Annotated in this window: 15 protein-coding genes and 1 pseudogene; 15 read left to right on the top strand and 1 reads right to left on the bottom strand. The window is 38.0% G+C overall.

The genetic code is table 11. The annotated features are described in order from the left end of the window. The first annotated feature begins 345 nt into the window (after positions 1-345). The 14 genes from galU (Z042_RS19555) (at position 346) to Z042_RS19490 (ending at position 15,578) form a co-directional block, all read left to right on the top strand. Positions 346-1,245 carry a UTP--glucose-1-phosphate uridylyltransferase GalU gene (galU, locus tag Z042_RS19555; RefSeq protein WP_024911784.1) on the top strand — a complete coding sequence of 300 codons (900 nt, stop codon included), beginning with the start codon at positions 346-348 and terminating at the stop codon, positions 1,243-1,245. Positions 1,246-1,290: 45 nt separating this feature from the next. Beyond that, positions 1,291-2,187, top strand: a complete 897-nt coding sequence (gene galU, locus Z042_RS19550; protein WP_024911785.1) for a UTP--glucose-1-phosphate uridylyltransferase GalU — start codon at positions 1,291-1,293, stop codon at positions 2,185-2,187. A 544-nt stretch (positions 2,188-2,731) separates the two neighbouring features. After that, a complete protein-coding gene (wecA, locus tag Z042_RS19545) occupies positions 2,732-3,814 on the top strand; it encodes a UDP-N-acetylglucosamine--undecaprenyl-phosphate N-acetylglucosaminephosphotransferase (RefSeq protein WP_024911786.1) in 1,083 nt (360 codons plus the stop codon). A 105-nt stretch (positions 3,815-3,919) separates the two neighbouring features. Further along, positions 3,920-5,059, top strand: a complete 1,140-nt coding sequence (locus Z042_RS19540) for a polysaccharide export protein (protein ID WP_024911787.1) — start codon at positions 3,920-3,922, stop codon at positions 5,057-5,059. 1 nt (position 5,060) lies between these two features. Further along, positions 5,061-5,495 carry an arsenate reductase/protein-tyrosine-phosphatase family protein gene (locus Z042_RS19535; protein WP_024911788.1) on the top strand — a complete coding sequence of 145 codons (435 nt, stop codon included), beginning with the start codon at positions 5,061-5,063 and terminating at the stop codon, positions 5,493-5,495. Between the two features lie 16 nt (positions 5,496-5,511). Next, positions 5,512-7,668, top strand: coding sequence for a tyrosine-protein kinase Wzc (gene wzc / locus Z042_RS19530; RefSeq protein WP_024911789.1), 2,157 nt, complete (start codon positions 5,512-5,514; stop codon positions 7,666-7,668). A 123-nt stretch (positions 7,669-7,791) separates the two neighbouring features. Further along, positions 7,792-8,253 carry an acyltransferase gene (locus tag Z042_RS26920; RefSeq protein ID WP_024911790.1) on the top strand — a complete coding sequence of 154 codons (462 nt, stop codon included), beginning with the start codon at positions 7,792-7,794 and terminating at the stop codon, positions 8,251-8,253. Between the two features lies 1 nt (position 8,254). Next, the gene (locus tag Z042_RS19520) at positions 8,255-9,625 is read left to right on the top strand and encodes a lipopolysaccharide biosynthesis protein (RefSeq protein ID WP_024911791.1); all 1,371 of its coding nucleotides are present in this window, start codon (positions 8,255-8,257) and stop codon (positions 9,623-9,625) included. After that, positions 9,622-10,167 (top strand): serine O-acetyltransferase, encoded by a 546-nt coding sequence (locus Z042_RS19515; RefSeq protein WP_024911792.1) that lies wholly within the window; start codon positions 9,622-9,624, stop codon positions 10,165-10,167. The genes Z042_RS19520 and Z042_RS19515 overlap by 4 nt, the downstream gene beginning before the upstream one ends. 485 nt (positions 10,168-10,652) lie before the next feature. Continuing rightward, positions 10,653-11,354 carry a hypothetical protein gene (locus Z042_RS26305; RefSeq protein ID WP_156030379.1) on the top strand — a complete coding sequence of 234 codons (702 nt, stop codon included), beginning with the start codon at positions 10,653-10,655 and terminating at the stop codon, positions 11,352-11,354. Next, a complete protein-coding gene (locus tag Z042_RS19505) occupies positions 11,332-12,396 on the top strand; it encodes a glycosyltransferase (RefSeq protein ID WP_024911794.1) in 1,065 nt (354 codons plus the stop codon). The genes Z042_RS26305 and Z042_RS19505 overlap by 23 nt, the downstream gene beginning before the upstream one ends. Then, complete coding sequence (locus Z042_RS19500) at positions 12,371-13,531, top strand: glycosyltransferase family 4 protein (RefSeq protein WP_025297206.1); 1,161 nt, start codon at positions 12,371-12,373, stop codon at positions 13,529-13,531. The genes Z042_RS19505 and Z042_RS19500 overlap by 26 nt, the downstream gene beginning before the upstream one ends. Beyond that, positions 13,531-14,418: an ATP-grasp fold amidoligase family protein gene (locus tag Z042_RS19495; RefSeq protein ID WP_024911796.1), complete on the top strand. Its 888-nt coding sequence runs from the start codon at positions 13,531-13,533 to the stop codon at positions 14,416-14,418. The genes Z042_RS19500 and Z042_RS19495 overlap by 1 nt, the downstream gene beginning before the upstream one ends. Further along, a complete protein-coding gene (locus tag Z042_RS19490) occupies positions 14,415-15,578 on the top strand; it encodes a glycosyltransferase family 4 protein (RefSeq protein WP_335337159.1) in 1,164 nt (387 codons plus the stop codon). The genes Z042_RS19495 and Z042_RS19490 overlap by 4 nt, the downstream gene beginning before the upstream one ends. A 794-nt stretch (positions 15,579-16,372) precedes the next feature. Here the strand turns inward: Z042_RS19490 and Z042_RS25280 are convergent. After that, positions 16,373-16,572, bottom strand: a pseudogene (locus Z042_RS25280) (transposase); the annotation flags it as partial. Positions 16,573-17,282: 710 nt separating this feature from the next. On the opposite strand from Z042_RS25280, the gene Z042_RS19485 reads away from it, so the two are divergent. Next, positions 17,283-18,626 carry a UDP-glucose dehydrogenase family protein gene (locus Z042_RS19485; RefSeq protein ID WP_024911798.1) on the top strand — a complete coding sequence of 448 codons (1,344 nt, stop codon included), beginning with the start codon at positions 17,283-17,285 and terminating at the stop codon, positions 18,624-18,626. Positions 18,627-18,628: the final 2 nt, after the last annotated feature.

The raw sequence follows: 18,628 nt of genomic DNA, 5'->3' as shown, positions 1-18,628 counted from the left end.
GCAATAGTATAAGAATCTTACTATCCTATGGATGGTCACAAACCTCACCGTTCACACAATGCGGTGTCGCCTCTTCTTTTAGCTGTGACTTCTTTGTTTCAAATTCGGAACAAAAACCTGGTTTATTGACAGGCGTGATAATAATCACATTCTGGTGATTTAAGCAGTTTTTACAGCATGTTGGTAGCTGAAAGCCAAGGGCGGTAGCGTACCAAAATTGATGTCTTCTCATATTTAAGGTGTGTTATAACGTGATGATTAGATAAATAAAATTTATCCAGCATTCATCTCGTTACTCTGCCAAGCACCTTTGCATTTATCTTGTTATTGGTTGGTGAAAAAACTATGCAAAAAAGATTGAAGGCTGTGATTCCTGTGGCGGGTTTGGGAACACGTATGTTGCCTGCCACCAAGGCCATCCCTAAAGAAATGTTACCAGTAGTTGATAAGCCACTGATTCAGTACATCGTAAGTGAATGTGTTGCTGCAGGTATTAAAGACATTGTGCTGGTTACGCATTCATCTAAAAACGCGATTGAAAACCACTTTGATACTTCTTTCGAACTGGAAGCTGTGCTTGAAGCTCGCGTAAAACGCCAATTGCTTGCAGATGTGCAAAGTATCTGTCCACCAGACGTCACCATCATGCAAGTGCGCCAAGGGCAAGCTAAAGGCTTGGGGCATGCAGTGCTGTGTGCTAAACCGATGGTGGGGGATAATCCTTTCGTAGTATTACTGCCAGATGTGCTGTTGGATGATGCCACTGCCGATTTGAGCAAAGAAAACTTGGCCAAAATGATTCAACGTTTTGAGCAAACCGGTTTTAGCCAGATTATGGTTGAACCAGTGCCTGAACAGGATGTCTCTAAATACGGTGTTGTAGACTGTGGTGGTGTCAAATTAGAAGATGGAGAAAGTACCCCGATGACCGCTGTGGTAGAGAAACCGGCGCGGGAAGATGCTCCTTCAAACTTGGCCGTGGTGGGGCGCTATGTGCTTTCGGGCAATATCTGGCCATTGTTGGAAAAGACGCCGCCAGGGGCGGGTGATGAAATTCAGTTGACCGATGCGATTGCCCTGCTGATGGAACAGGAGACGGTTGAAGCTTTCCACATGAGTGGAAAATCGCACGATTGTGGTGACAAACTGGGCTATATGAAGGCTTTTGTACAGTATGGTTTGCGTCATACATCAGAAGGTGAGAGCTTCGCTCGGTGGCTAAAGCAGGCGTTAAATAGTCAGTAACGATTGTAGTTGTTGGTACAGCGATAAGATTCAAAGAGGATTATCATGACGAAGATGTTGAAAGCTGTCATTCCTGTTGCAGGCTTAGGCATGCGTATGCTGCCAGCAACTAAGGCTATACCAAAAGAAATGCTGCCGATCGTTGATAAGCCACTAATTCAATACGTTGTGAATGAGTGTGTTGCAGCCGGTATCAAAGAAATTATTTTGGTCACACACTCCTCCAAGAATGCGATTGCAAACCATTTTGATACCTCTTATGAGCTAGAAGCCATGCTCGAAGCGCGTGTGAAACGCCAATTGCTTGATGAGGTACAATCGATAACGCCGAAAGGCGTCACTCTGATGCATATCCGCCAGGGGCAACCCAAAGGGTTAGGCCATGCGGTACTGTGTGCAAAACCCTTGGTAGGAAATTCACCTTTTGTGGTGATGTTGCCGGATGTTTTGATGGATGATGCAAAGGCAGATTTAAAAAAAGATAACCTGGCACATATGGTGCGCCGTTTTGAACAAACAGGTATCAGCCAGGTTCTGGTTCAGGCAGTGGAACAGGATGTGCTTTATGAATACTCGGTGGTTGAATGTGAAACCAATACCTTACAATCAGGTGAAAGTTCACGTATGACGTCGATTGTTGAAAAACCGAGCCGTGAAGTTCAGTTGAAATCCAATTACTCTGCTGTTGGTCGTTATGTGCTTACTGCGGATATCTGGCCGATTTTGGAAAAAACCAAACCAGGAGCTTGGGGACGCATCCAGTTGACTGATGCGATTGCAGAGCTGCTAAAGCAAGAGCCGGTAGAGGCAATGAAACTGGTAGGAGAATCATTCAACTGCGGTGAAAAGCTAGACTATTTGCGAGCTTTTGTGACTTATGGTTTACGCCATCCTAGCCAAGGTAAAGCGTTTCGTGAGTGGATGGAGCAGTTGGAGTTGTAAAAGTTTGTACCGTCGTCTTGTTAGGGAAAACAGATTGTCTGCGAACTTATATATTATCAATAACAATTTCCTTCACCAATATGAGTTTCTGTTGTACCTACCATTAAAGTTGCAGGAAAGCAAAATTATTAGTTTGCTTTCTCTTCAAATCTTCGGTAATGAAATTATTTTAATTTAAATCAGATAATTAAAGTTTATTTAACGTGTAATAATCTGTATTTCAACACACCGATAGTGGGCTTATTCTGAAAAGATTTATACGTCCTATCTAAGGCTTGTTTCTCTAAATTAATAGTATAAGAATCTTATCATCATAATTTACCATTGTTTAGATTTTGTCCGGTAATAAATGGCTTTTAAATTCATAATGTTATGATGAATTAGATATCTACATCTTTTTGGTTTCTATAAAAAGCATAAGGCTACCAGGCAGTTACGCTCAAGATGTTATTCACTAATAATACATGGTAGCTGAGAGCCAAGAACGATAGTGTGTCTGTCATATCTGGATTAGGAGTTATAACTGTTTGGTTATGGTGAAAAAATGCAAGAATCAATTGTGGTTTTCGTCGGTGCTTTTCTGATGTTGCTGGGGGCAAGAAAGGTCGCATTTTATATTGGCTTAGTGGATAAACCTAGTGCACGTAAAAAACATGATGGCCATATTCCGCTAGTGGGGGGCGTATCAATTTATTTGGCATTGTGGGTTCTTTATATGTTGCACCCAGACTGGATGCCTCAATTTGAGCTTTATATGATTTGTGCAACAATCTTACTGGTTGTTGGTGTACTAGATGATCGATTTGATTTACCTGTGTTGCCAAGGGTTGGAATTCAAGCTTTAGTAGCTGGAGCCATGATGTGGTCTGGGTTAGTTTTGACAAGCCTCGGGCATGTTTCTGCTGATATCGAGTTGGTATTGGGAGTGTTTGGTTACTCGGTCACTTTGCTTGCAGTATGGGGTGCAATCAATGCATTCAACATGGTTGACGGTATTGATGGCCTATTAGGGGCATTGTCATGTGTTACGTTTGGTGCCTTATCCGTAATGTTCCAATTAGGTGATAATCCTGAACTTTCAAAATGGTGCCTGTGTTTGTTGGTGGCATCATTGCCTTACATTATGTTGAATCTTGGTATCCCGATGGGAAAAAGATTCAAAGTATTTATGGGGGATGCTGGCAGTACACTGATCGGTTTTACAGTTATTTGGCTGTTGGTGTTGGCTACTCAAGGTGATAAAGCAGTGATGCGGCCAGTATCTGCATTGTGGGTAATTGCGGTGCCATTAATGGATATGGCAACAATCATGGTGCGTAGGATCCGCAGAGGTGATAGCCCATTTAAACCTGACCGTGAGCATCTTCATCACATCCTGATGAGGGCCGGGTTAGGCCCGCGCCAAACACTTTTGGGCATCGTTGCTTTTGCAGCATTACTGGCGGCAATTGGTATTATTGGTGATAATGCTGGGGTTCCTGAATTGCTGATGTTGGTGGGATTTTTGATTGTTTTTGCAGCTTATTTTTGGTCTATTATCCGGGTTTGGAAAATTTTGACCTGGATCCGGAAGTCAGGCCATAAGCAAGGGATGAGTGAAATCGGAAACTCACCTTCAAACAAGTGATTAGCCGCTTGCTTGGCAGGTGCTCTACTTTTTACTGAGTTTGCTTCCGTTTATAGAGCTCAAACGTTAGATTGGATTGCTTTTCCTATAATAGTGAATAATTGGATGACAAAAATTACGTTTAAGCTGATATCAGTACTAATATCAGCAAGTTTTATCAGTGGATGTACTGTAGTACCAGGGTCACATCTTTCGACATCAGGCAAGACTGTTGTAAAGCAATCCGATGCAGATTTTGACCTTGCCAAGTTGGTCAATGTTTACCCAATGACCCCGGGGTTGATCGAAAAAATGCGACCAACATCGATTGTTGCTCAGCCGAATAAAGCTCTGGAAGAGGAGCTTGAGAAGTACGAATACCGTATTGGAATCGGTGATGTCCTGATGGTGACCGTATGGGATCACCCTGAGTTGACAACTCCAGCAGGGCAGTACCGTAGTGCAAGCGATACTGGTAACTGGGTTAACGCTGATGGTACTATTTTCTACCCATATATTGGTAAGATAAAAGTTGTTGGCAAAACGATGGGAGAGATACGTACAGAGATCTCCAGTCGCTTGGCTCAATATATTGAGAGTCCTCAGGTGGATGTGAGTATTGCTGCTTTTCGTTCACAAAAGGCCTATGTGACGGGGGAGGTGGCTAAATCGGGCCAACAACCGATCACTAACGTGCCGCTGACCATAATGGATGCGATTAATGCGGCTGGTGGCCTGACCGATAATGCAGATTGGCGCAATGTGGTGTTAACTCATGATGGTAAAGAGAAGCGAATCTCCCTTCAAGCCTTGCTGCAGAAAGGCGATCTGACAGAAAACCACCTACTGTATCCTAGTGATATTCTTTATATCCCCCGTAATGATGATTTGAAAGTGTTTGTTATGGGTGAAGTTAAAAAACAAACCACATTGAAGATGGATCGCAGCGGTATGACCCTGACCGAGGCATTGGGTAATGCGGAGGGGATGGATCAGGCAATGGCGGATGCTACGGGGGTATTTGTGATCCGTTCATTACGCGGTAGCGAAGGTAAAAAATTGGCGAATATCTACCAGTTGAATGCATCAGATGCCAGCGCTTTGGTAATGGGTACCGAGTTCCAGCTCCAGCCTTACGATATTGTTTACGTAACTACTGCCCCAATAGTGCGTTGGAACCGCGTGATCAGCCAGTTGGTGCCGACCATTACAGGTGTTAATAATATGACTGAGTCCGTTCGTTGGATAAGGAATTGGCCGAACTAATATGTTTAATTCGATTCTTGTGGTGTGTGTGGGTAATATTTGTCGTTCTCCTACAGGGGAACAACTGTTAAAAGCTCGGTTACCCGGTAAACGAATTGGCTCTGCTGGATTGGGAGCATTGGTGGGTAAACCTGCCGATGCCACTGCAAGCGAGGTTGCCAGTCAAAATGGCGTCTCACTTGTAGGGCACCAAGGACGGCAACTGACCGCCGAAATGTGTCGGGAATACGATCTGATTCTAGTGATGGAAAAAGGGCATATCGAAGCCGTTTGTCAGTTGGTGCCAGAAGCCAGGGGGAAAATTATGCTATTTGGTCACTGGCTGGCCAAACGGGAAATTAATGACCCTTATCGCCAAAGCCGCGAGGCATTTGAGTTTGTATATCGTCTTCTTGATGATTCTGCCCAAAAGTGGGCAGGCGCTTTAAGTCGCTAGTTAGCCGGGATTTATAATGTCAGAGAAAAACAGAGTAAATATTAGCAAAAACGAAAAGAACGATGAGATTGATTTAAAACGTTTATTGGGAGAGATTATAGATAACCGCTGGTTAATAATAGCTGTTACTTCAGTTTTTTTGACTCTAGGGATTCTGTATAGCTTGCTGGCAACGCCTATTTATCGTGCTGATGCACTGGTACAAGTAGAGCAGAATGCAGGAAATTCATTGTTAAAAAACATTAACCAAATGTTGCCAAATGGCCAGCCAGATTCAGCTCCAGAGATTGAATTATTAAAATCTAGAATGATTTTAAGTAAAACAGTTGACGATTTAAATTTAGGCACTGTAGTAGAGCAGAATTACTTTCCTATTTTTGGTAGAGGGATTGCGCGTATAACTAAAAAGCCGGAAGGCAGGCTTGCTATCTCAAGGTTAAGGCTTCCTACTGAGTGGGAAAATGATCCTACTATTGAGATTAAAGTAAAAGATGATAAGCATTTTATTCTTAATAAGAATGGTGAGGTTTTTGCGGAAGGTACGGTGGGGGTTTTGTTAAAGAAAGGAGACTTTTCAGTACTTGTTAGCGATCTGGACGCGGAGCCTAATACATCATTCACTATTACCCAAGTTTCGGAGTTAGCAGCAATTAATTCTATCTTGGATGCATTCAACGTTCAAGATAAAGGCAAGAATACAGGGGTACTAGGGTTAAGTTATACGGGGAGCAATCCAGCGCTGAATCAAAAGATCTTGAATAATATTACTAACAATTATCTTGCGCAGAATGTTGAAAGGAAATCTGAAGAAGATGCCAGAAGTTTGGATTTTTTACGTGAGCAATTACCTAAGGTTCGGGGCGCGCTTGATACTTCTGAAAATTTATTAAATAAATACCGGCAACAGAATGATTCTGTTGATCTTTCTTTAGAGGCTAAATCTGTATTAGATTCTATTGTCGCTGTTGATGCGCAATTGAATGAGTTGACGTTTAAAGAAGCGGAAATTTCTAAATTATATACAAGGGAACATCCATCATATCGTGCACTTTTAGAAAAAAAGAAAGTTCTTGAAGAAGAACGCGATAAGCTGAATAAACGAGTGAGCAATATGCCGAAAACTCAGCAAGAGATTTTAAGGCTAAGTCGTGATGTTCAATCTGGGCAAGAAATATATATGCAGCTTTTAGCTAAAGAACAAGAATTGAGTATATCTAAAGCAAGTACTATAGGCAATGTTAGAGTTATTGATCATGCAATCACGCAAGATATTCCTGTTCAACCACGTAAATTGGTAATAATTGTATTGAGCTTTGTACTTGGTGGGTTATGTTCTATTGGTTATGTATTAGTTCGTTCATTTCTATATAGTGGTATTGAAAGTGCTGAACAACTAGAGGAGTTAGGAATAAATGTTTATGCTAGCGTTCCATTATCTGAGTGGCAACGTAAGCAGGATTTGTCATTTGCGAAAAGCAGGAAAAGTAAGCAGAAAAATAGTGACTTAAGTTCATTGCTTGCATTTTGTAATCCTTCTGATTTGGCAATTGAAGCAATAAGAAGCCTACGCACCAGCTTGCATTTCGCTATGATTGAGTCGACGAATAACATTCTGATGATTTCTGGTGCTAGCCCAGGTATTGGAAAAACTTTTATCAGTACCAACCTTGCAGCAGTAATAGCCCAAAGTGGACAAAAGGTATTATTCATCGATAGTGATATGCGTAAAGGGTATGCGCATGAATTGATGGGGAGCGATGGTAAATACGGCTTGTCAGACATTTTATCCGGCAAGTTGGATATCCAAGAGGCGATTCAAGAAAATAAGTATGATAACTTCGATTTTATTGCACGTGGGCAAATTCCTCCAAATCCTTCTGAGTTGTTGATGCACTCTCGACTTTCTGAATTATTGGAGTACGTTGCGGAAAAGTATGACTTGGTGTTGATAGATACGCCGCCGATTCTTGCTGTCACTGATGCAGCGATCATTGGTAAGCTAGCCGGTACTTCTTTAATGGTTGCGCGTTTTGAACTAAACAGTCCCAAAGAAGTTGAGGTCAGTGTTAGACGTTTTGAACAAAATGGAATTGATATTAAAGGTGTAATTCTAAATGCTGTCTTGAAGAAGAGTGCTAACTACTATAATTACAGTTACGACTACTATAGTTAGAGTTGCAAACGTTAAATAGACATGTGCAAATTAGGTATTTTTTTGATTTTTTAGGCTCAACCTAATGTAAGCACTGGAAATTACGGCTTACAAAAAAATCATATATTCTCCTGAGGAGATGCTATGCTGGGTTATATTAAAAGAAAAATGCTGTTGAGATTATATGGCAAAATCAAATATGCAAGAACTCTGGGCGTTAGAATAGGCAAAGACTGTCGCATATATATTGATAAATGGGGAACCGAACCTGAACTAATCGAAATAGGTGATAACGTAACTATAACAGGAGAAACAGTAATTTTAACGCACGATGGTTCTACATGTTTAGTTAAGAATGACAACGGTAACCGTTACTATAGATACGCAGGAGTAAAAATAGGAAACAATGTTTTTATTGGATATCGAAGCATTATTATGCCTGGAGTCGAAATAGGTAATAATGTCGTTGTCGCTGCTGGTTCTGTTGTAACACGGTCGGTGAAAAGTAATAGCGTTGTTGGTGGTAACCCTGCGCGATTTATAAGGTCTTTTGATGAATATATGAATAAAGTTATTAGCATGCATGACTTAAATAATAGGCATTAAAATGTCATATTTGTGGGTTTCAATTGAAAAAATTGGGCTGGTAGTTATTCGGCTTCTGTTAATTGTTATTTTATCAAGATATTTGACTCCAAGTGATCTTGGCCTATATTCGATGGTTGCATTTATAGTTGCAATTTCCAATATAATAATTGACTCTGGATTGTCAGGAGCAATAATTCAAAAGAAAAATATCAATACAGATGATTACTATGACACAACATTTTCATTTAATCTTGCTGTTGCATTTATTTTATCATCGTTGATATTTCTTTTTGCACCGTATATATCAAGATTCTATGGCTATAAAGAACTTGAAAACATTGTTAGAGTGCTCTCAGTTACTATAATATTAAAATCTATCGCAACAACACAAATTGCGATAATGACCAGACAATTACAGTTTAAGCCCCAAGTATTTATTTTTTTATTTTCTGCAATAATCGCATCTATATTATCTGTTGTGCTGGCGTTACAGGGGTTCGGGTATTGGAGCCTTGTATTACCTCAGTTAATAGAGTCACTAATTATTGCTGTTTTATTTTTTTCCCTTAGTTCATATAAGCCAAGAATAGGTTTTTCTAAAGATAAATTTCTTGAACTTTATTCATTCGGCGGACGACTGATGGCGTCATCAATAATATTCTCACTTTATTCTAATATAGTTAACATCTTAGTAGGTAAGAATTTTGGTTCAAGTATGTCAGGTTATTTTTTTCAAGCACAAAGAGTTAATGATCTTTACACAAATACTCTGACATTGATAGCTGATAAAACGTTGTTCCCAAAATTATCAAAGCTAGAAAATAAAGGGGAGTTTTTATTATTTACAAATTTCGTTATCCCTAAGTTTTGCATTATAGGTTTTTCTGTACCAACGTTCATATATATAAATACAGACTTTTTCGTGGAAACTTTGTTTGGAAAACAATGGGATCATACGATACCGTTACTGAAAATTCTCACATTGTCATCTTTTGGCATTATTATTGAAAGTTACCTACGGTGTTTAATGAAGTCGCAAGGTCAAGGGAAGTTAATTCTTAAATTAGAAGTTTATAAAAGAATATTCGGGATCATTACTTTATGTGTTTCCTCTTTATTTGGTTTAGAGGCTATTGTATGGTCTATTTTAACTCTTTCAATTATTAACTCATCAGTTAATACATACTTTTCGGCTAATATGTTAAATGTCACTATACGCAGCTTAGCTATCTTACCTATGTATCCTATGCTCTTTTCTGCACTTTTAATAGGGCTTGTTAAACTTATTGCTGTAGATGATAAGGTTTTTTTAGTGTTATTATCGACGATTTTTTATGTAACTACTATAGCGCTATATATGTATTTTTCTTTCAAAGGAGAGAAAAAATGATAAAAAATAAAGAAGACTATCGTCGTTATTTAGAGGCTGATAAAAGAAACCTCAAGGTAAGTAGTACATTGAGAAGTTACTTTTTTAATGATGTCTGGATATATCAAAAAAGATTAAGACGTGCGGAATATTATAATAATTGTTCAAAAAATGTAATTATGAAAGTAATTACTAGGATTATGTATCTCCGTAAAGGTAGACAATTAGGTTTTTCCATACCACTGAATACTTTTTCTGAAGGGCTCTCAATAGCACACTATGGAACTATTGCTGTTAATGGTAAGGCAAGAATAGGGAGTAATTGCAGAATCCATGCTTGTGTTAATATTGGAGCTAGTGCTACAGATAGCTCATGCGCGCCTAAAATTGGTAACAATTGCTACATAGGACCAGGGGCAAAGTTATTTGGAGGGATTCAACTTGGCGACAATGTTAGTGTAGGTGCTAACGCAGTGGTTAACAAAAGCTTTCCAGATGATGTGATTCTCGCTGGTATACCTGCGAAAATCATAGCAAATAGAAAATTAAATAGGTCGATATGATAATTTATAAAAATGGGAGTGCCATTGTAACGTTACTGAGCTTTATAGTCTTTATTTTTTCGTTGGAAAATCACGATAATGATAGGCTATTTCTGATACTACCTATATTGCCGTTTTTAATTCTAATGATACCAGCTGTCGGCATTAGTGTATCTATCAGCAAAGCCTTAATAAAGCTATTAATGTGTCTAACCATAATTTCTTTTCTCTCATATTTCTCATTTTTATCTTATAAAGAAAATATGGGGAGCTATGGAGTGCTAGAGTTCTACTATACAACCCTATTTAAAATAGTCTTGGTTTTTATATTTTTTTACATAGTTGGAAATGATAAAGAGGCTATATATAGAGTCATTTTTTATTGTCTATTTATACATGTCATTTTTTTCTATTTACAATTTTTAACAGTATATTTATCAGGGTACTATATTGACCTGCTATCACCATTTACAGAGGAAATTCCACGATATACATGGGATGTAAAAATGCCTCTCATTGGTTCAACATTTAGGCCGACAGGTTTTTTCAATGAACCATCAACATATTTCTCTATTGTTTTCACTTTTGTAGTGATTCGTTATTTTTTAAAAGAGCGGCTTGAAATAATTGACAAGTTGGCATTGCTCTCTTTTTTTCTGACGCTATCATTTGCTGCTGTCATTTTGTCGATTTTATTTATTGCTTTCCTAAATATAAAGGGCCGTAGGCTATTTAGGTTTCTTCCATTTTTCTTTTTTTTAGTTATATTATCACTCCCTTTTTTATTTGAACTATTTGAAGCAAGAACATCTGGTGATTATGATGCAATTGGTATAAGAGAAAATCTATTTCAAGTTTTATTTGATCAGCCTTTCATCGAGATAGTATTTGGAAATGGGCCTGTTGGTGTTCCTAGTGCAATCGCATATCTGTATCAACTGGAGTCAACTTCTTGGGCTAAAAACGGTTTTGCAGCAATAAATGATAATGGCCTAATTATATTTATCTTTATGAAGTTTGGGTTGGTAGGTCTCTTTTCTCTTTTTTATTTCGTATATCTTAAAACAAGGTCAATAAGGATTACACTTGTTTTAACTTTAGTCTTTTTGACTAAAATAAAGCTAACAAGCCTTATGTTTATTCTTTTTATAGGAGTGATACTTATTTATGGGAGGGGCAAGGCAGATGCAAATAAACTTACTTATTAACTCGCTGAAGGGGGGAGGTACAGAGAAGGTTTGTTCACTACTTGCAAGTAAAATGGTTTACCTAGAATATCAGGTTAACTTGTTTGTTCTAGATAGTGAAGGTTGTGATTACTATATCAATGATAAAGTAAATGTTGTTTTTCTCGGAAAAGCCGGAACTATTCGTAGTTTTCCTAAATTAGTTCACCTCATCAGAAATTACGATATACAGTCCATTCTGGTTTTTAATCACGAATTGGCCTTGGTTTTATTTTTTTGCAAATTTATTTTGATGAAAAATGTGAGGATTATATCTAGAATAAATAATACACTATCCTACTCGATAAAGCTTAAGAAAAAAAGTTACAGAATTTTTGTTGGATTGATGATGAAGTTATTTTATAAAAAAATGGACTTTTACATTTTTCAATCCGAGGGCATAAAAAAAGATGTTTTAAGTAACTTTGGTGTTAAGGATAACTATGTGGTTATTAATAACCCGGTTCGAATTCCAAAGAAAGATAATATAGTACGTAGTAAGAATAGCATGCTTTATATAGGTCGTCTTGTCCGCCAGAAGAATATAATAGATATCTTAAAGGCTCACAAATTACTCATCGAAAGAGGTAAAGATATTTACCTTGACATAGTTGGAGATGGCCCTGAACTCGATAAATTAACTACTTACTGTCATGAAGAGAATATCCTTAATAGAGTTAATTTTCATGGGCACATAAAAGATGTATCTAGGTTTTTTTCAGGGGCAACAGTCACTATATTATCTTCATTAAATGAGGGTTTTCCAAATGTTTTGCTAGAATCTCTATCTCATGGGACACCTATTGTTTCATATGATTGCCCTAGTGGGCCTGAGGAGATTATTTTGGACGGGGTAAACGGTTTTTTAGTTGAATATTTAAATCACCAAAAACTTGCTGTTAGTATAGAAAAAGCACTTCAGCATACCTGGGATGAAGCTCTTATTTTTAAAACCATTGAGAAATACAAAGAAGATAACATTATAAGTGAGTATATAAATGTCTTTAAAAGAAACAGTAAATAGTAAGATGGTTTTTATTGATAGCTATTATAAAGGTCTCTATGGCGCACCTAGGAGTATGCTCGCCTTGGCTAAAGGATTAGCTGATGAGGGGAATGCAGTAGAAATAATCACTACAAAGTACGACATTCTTGCAACTGAAGCGAAAAAGGAAGGGGTGAAATGTGTTATTTTTAATACACCATCCGTTTTATTAATGTCACGGCGGTCTGTTAATTTATTTAATAGGTTCTATTATGTATTCACACTCTTCTTTTTTTGGATCTCAATTGTCTTCAAATACTCTCTTGGTAAATATAATACTATATGTGTGAATGACATTCGTAGCTTTTTATTATTTATGCCATTATTATTCTTGAATGGAAAAAAAATAATTTGGTATATAAGAATTAATGACAGGGTGAAATTTATCACGAAAATAGCTGCCTTCCTATCAAGTAAAATAGTAATTATCTCCAGTGATTGCATAAATGTTTTTTCGCTTAAGGAGCAGGAGGTATATAAGAAGAAAATATTTCTCGTGCATACAGGATTTCAAATTACAAAGCCATCTATAGATGCTTTTTTAAATAAAAGCCACGCTGATACTGATAAGGTTTTTATCACTGTTGGTAGTATTTGCAAAAGGAAAAATCAAATTGCTATTATTGAAGCATTTAGTAACATCGATGCTGAAAATAAATATTTATATATTTTAGGTAGTCCAGCAACTGAAGCTGACTACAGCTACAACGATGAGTTACTTTTTAAAATAAAAATGTTAAATATTGCCGATAAGGTTAGCCTTATTCCACATACACCTTATGTCCTTAACTATTTGAGAATGGCGGATTTCTTTCTGTTTGCAAGTCATCAAGAAGGATTACCTAGAGTCGTTGTTGAGGCACTGCTTTCGGGATGTTATGTTATATCAGCAAAAGTTGATGGTGTTAATGATATTATTAAAAATAAAAATCTCGGCATTGTTACAACATATTCTGCATCATCTGGTTTTTTTGCAGAGGAATTTCTTTCTTTGATCGAAAATGTCTACGAAATGGATCATGACAAGGAATATAGGAGGCATTTTATTGAAGAGAATTTCTCTTTGGCTGCCTATGTCAAGAACTTTATCAATGTTGTTAATGTGCAGAGGTGATGGTGAAGAAAAAAATAAAGGATGTGATTAGAGACGTTATTAGAATGATGCTTGGTAGGCGTTTTTATACATTCTTGCGTTTTATTATTGTACATAAATACAGGCCAAGATTTAATAACCCAAAGACTTTTTCGGAGAAGATAGTTTACAGAAAGTTTCATTCGGATGCTCAAGCATTATCAGTTTTGGTCGATAAACATGAAGTTAGAAAATTCGTGGCCAATACAATCGGAAATGAATACTTAATTCCATTGATAAAAGTTAAAGATATATTAGAGCCTGCAGATTTTATTGATTTACCAAAGCAGTTCGTAATAAAAACCTCAAATGGTGGTGGAGGCGAAAATGTCATGATTGTTAGAGATAAAGATTCTATCGATATATCAAAAACATGTAAGAAGTTCAATTTATATTTAAAGCATAAAGTTGGGTCTAAAATAGATGAGCTTTTTTATGATATATCTAAGCCAAAAATTATTTTTGAAGAGTTAATTGTGAATGAGAACGGTGAGATCCCTACTGATTTTAAAGTGCACGTTTTTAACTCTATGGATGATCCTGTCATATATATTCAAGTTGATAGTGATAGATTTGGAGACCATAAACGCTCAATTTATAATGAGGATTTAAATCGTCAGGATTTCAAAATCCAACCTAAGTATAGTGAGATTGGCGATGACTTTATTTTCCCTGGAAACATGCAGGAGCTAATAAGTAAGGCGAAAATATTATCACAAGGATTCAAATATGTAAGAGTAGATATGTATAATATAAATGGAAGGATTTTATTTGGTGAAATGACATTTTGTCACGCAAGCGGTTGGGAACCGATTAGGCCAGTATATGCAGACTATATGTTAGGAAAACTGTGGGAAGAATATAATTGAGTGCTAAATTTTGCATAGGAAATGATAATAAAATGTGTACAGTTGCTATATCAGCTAATACTAGTTGGTATATTTATAATTTTAGGAAGAATACGATCCGAGCATTGATAAATGAAGGATATCGCGTTGTTGCTATCTCGCCATATGACGAGTATTCTAAGAAGATTGAAGGTTTAGGTGCTGAGTTTATTAATGTTCACATTGACCAAGGTGGAACGAATCCTATTAAGGATATTAAAACACTTTTAAGTTTTAGAACTATATATTCGCGAGGTGATATTGATGTTGTTTTGAATTTTACACCAAAAAACAACATTTATTCGACAGTGGCCTCCTTAGGTTATCAAATTAAGGTCATAAATAGCGTCGCTGGCCTCGGTTCGTTATTCATTAATGGAGGTGTTAAGTGTAGAATAGCTAGGTTACTTTATGGGTTTAGCCAAAAATTCGCACATAAAGTTTTCTTCCAGAATGATGATGACAGATCTCTTTTCGTAGATAGTAAATTTGTGTCAGTAGAAAAAACAGAAAGACTTCCTGGTTCTGGCGTTGACTTATCTAGGTTTGTTTTGACAGAGGCGCCAGATGACAGTATTGTAAGGTTTATTTTAGTGGCTAGAATGCTTTATGAAAAAGGGGTCGTACATTACGTTGAAGCAGCTAAGAAATTGAAAGATATTTATGGCAATAAAGTCGAATTTAAACTATTAGGCTTTCTAGATGTGAATAACCCTTCTGCTATAACCACTTTTGAAATGGAAAAATGGGTTGCTGAAGGTGCAGTAAATTATCTTGGCATTTCTGACCAAGTTGAAGACGAGATAGCAAAAGTTGATTGTGTTGTCTTACCTTCTTATTACCGGGAGGGTGTTCCTAAATCATTGCTAGAAGCTGGTGCAATGGGAAAACCTATTATAACTACAGACAATATTGGTTGCCGTGAAACTGTTGATGATGGTATCAATGGTTTTTTATGTAAACCTCAAAGCACAGATAGTTTATTCAATGCATTAAAAAAAATAATATCAATGTCGCATGAAGAACGGATTAATATGGGACAAAGGAGTCGTAAGAAAATTGAAATTGAGTTCGATGAGAGAATAATAATTGATAGGTATATTTCTACGATTGAAACTCTCTCTTTAAAGAAGAGTGGGTGAATTTTTATTCCATAATTTTAAATATCCTTTTGCGATAACCCTCAGTATCAGCATAGTTGCCTGTGTGCCAAGAAGGAAAATGATAGTATACTGTTATACATGCTGTATCCGTGATGAGGGCGGGCCAAGCCTAGATTAGATATTCAATAGATAATCTGAGAGTTTACTTCATTTTAAATTCAGTCGGGTTCTTTAAATGCCCTATAAGGATGCAGGCATGCTAAGGTTGAATACTTAGTATGCGCGTTTGCTGTACTGAATAGAAAAAAGCTATGAGCACTCATGAAAGTGAGAGTATGAATCATCATGTTTCTTTTTATGCAATGACCAAAGAATTGACACCTCATTTTTATCTTTACTTTAAGCACTAGGGCTTGCAGTATATGCTCCCATAGGGAAGTATTGGCTTTTATCCTAAAAGAATTAATATTGGATAGTTGAGGTGGCAGAACTGTCTATGAGTTTCTTATCGTATAAAATGTGCAGTATTGATGACAGTTCTTCTATGAATTTATTGGGTCATATTGAAGGGTTGGACGTTGTTGGAATTAAATTTTTAATGTAAAAAAATGATGTTGTAAATACACTATCTGACAATTAAAATTTATATAAAGGTATATATTCAAAGCAATTCGAGCTGCTTGCAGACTGCCACTGAGTGAAGCCTTGGGAGCATGGATAGACTATGTGACTAAATAGCTTTGCATATTACCGCTTCACTTAAGTCAACCCGTGTTGGTTGCCGAGGAACGGAAACTGTTTTACCTATTTCAGTAACTGCCACATGGTTTGATACTGATGGTTTCGTGTAACGATAACCATTGCAGTTCTATTGGATTCAGACAAAGCGAATAGGTTGGCAAGAACAACAACCGGAACTTCGTGTTCTTCTCTGGCCAGTGCTCCACTTTGCGGCTTGTGTGGATGATGTCGTTATCAATAACCAGTGTGAGAGTTTTGCTCGCTGATACGTGCAACGTAACGTCTTTAATAGATGATAAATATATCACAGAGCGTATAAATCGAGCTGAGTTCCTTTCAAGTGTTCTACTATTTGGCAAGATTATTTAACGTGAACAAAGGCAGCCAATACCCAAGCAAGCTTGAAATATGACGGGTATAGATTACTCTCATCATGTGAGCATTTCAGAAAGTATGTCAGAGTTTGTTTATGGGTATAAAGAGTGCTATAAATTATAACTAGTGCTGGTATAAGAGCTAACTCTGAATGATTATTCATAAATGCAGTTTAACTAGAGGTTTAGTTCAAGTTAAACAATCCTATTGTATGTGAAAGACGATTAATAAAGTAAGGTTGTTTCGTTGGAACTCCCCATGCTTAACTGTGTTAAATCTAATGAATGTAAATTGCATTTGTAGAGTATGCAATTTCTCTCTCATCCATGGAGTGCAGGTATATAAATAAAGATATACTGCTTTTCAGATTGTTAAGCAGTAAGGCTGAATTCGAAAATCGTTGACAGGGGAGGACGTTTTTTTGCATCAGTCTCAGTATTGCCTAGAAGCTTCACTGAAACAGGCAGCGAAGAATATTAACTAGGAATGGATATTATTATCTTTCGTGATTATAGAGTAGATAAAAACTCATCTATTGGCACTTGCCAGTGTCAGTGCGAGGTATTTAGAGCGTAGATAGTAACTTACATAGTGAATCGTAGAAGTCTAAAAAATTTGGATAATCGAATGAAAGTGACAGTTTTTGGTATCGGTTATGTTGGCCTTGTTCAAGCTGCAGTTTTGGCGGAGGTCGGCCATGATGTTATGTGTGTGGATATTGACGAAAATAAAGTCAACGCGCTAAAAAAGGGTAATATTCCCATTTTTGAACCGGGGTTAGCACCTTTGGTACAAAAAAACTATGAAGCGGGTAATTTACACTTTACCACCAATGCTAAAACAGGTGTGGAGCATGGCTCCATACAGTTTATTGCCGTTGGCACCCCGCCGGATGAAGACGGTTCGGCCGATCTCAAATATGTAACCGCGGTGGCTAGGACGATCGCCGAGTACATGATCGAGCACAAAATCGTGATCGATAAATCCACGGTGCCTGTCGGCACAGCAGATAAAGTGCGTGACGTAATGGCAGCGGAACTGCGCCAGCGCGGGTGCCAGCTCTCGTTTGATGTGGTCTCCAACCCCGAATTCTTGAAAGAAGGGGCGGCAGTGGCAGACTGCATGCGCCCAGAGCGTATTGTGCTCGGCACAGATAATAGTGCAGCGATTGAACCACTGCGTGAACTGTACGAGCCATTCAACCGCAATCATGATCGTATGATCTTGATGGACATCCGCAGTGCAGAACTCACCAAGTATGCCGCCAACTGCATGCTGGCAACCAAAATCAGCTTTATGAACGAAATGGCTAACCTGGCCGAGTTGTTGGGGGCGGATATAGAAAAAGTGCGCCAGGGTATCGGTTCAGATCCACGCATCGGCTACCACTTTATTTACCCTGGCAGTGGCTATGGTGGCTCTTGCTTCCCCAAAGACGTGCAAGCGTTGATCCGCACCGCAGAGCATATTGGCTACCAGCCCAAGTTGCTGCAAGCCGTGGAGCAAGTTAACAACCAGCAAAAGCACAAGCTTGCTCAGTTTATTCAGCAGCATTTTGGTAATGATATTCAAGGAAAAATCTTCGCGCTTTGGGGCCTAGCATTCAAACCCAACACGGATGACATGCGTGAAGCCTCTAGCCGTGTGCTGATGGAAACCCTGTGGCAGTTAGGGGCAACAGTGCAAGCTTATGATCCTGAGGCGATGAGTGAAGCCCAACGTATTTATGGCCAGCGGGCAGATTTACGGTTGATGGGTACCAAAGAGGCCGCTTTGCAGGATGCCGATGCCTTGGTGATTTGTACTGAGTGGCAAAATTTCCGCGTGCCAGATTTTGATCTGATGAAAAAAACGCTAAAACAACCGCTTATTTTTGATGGTCGTAACCTGTTTGATCCTGATCGTCTGTATGCACGCGGTTTCACCTATTACGCAATTGGCCGCGGTGCTTCCGTGCAACCAGTTATTTAAGG

Origin of the sequence: Chania multitudinisentens RB-25, from assembly GCF_000520015.2 — a bacterium.
Classification (GTDB): Bacteria; Pseudomonadota; Gammaproteobacteria; order Enterobacterales; family Enterobacteriaceae; genus Chania; species Chania multitudinisentens.
This window is presented reverse-complemented; position numbering and strand designations above follow the sequence as displayed.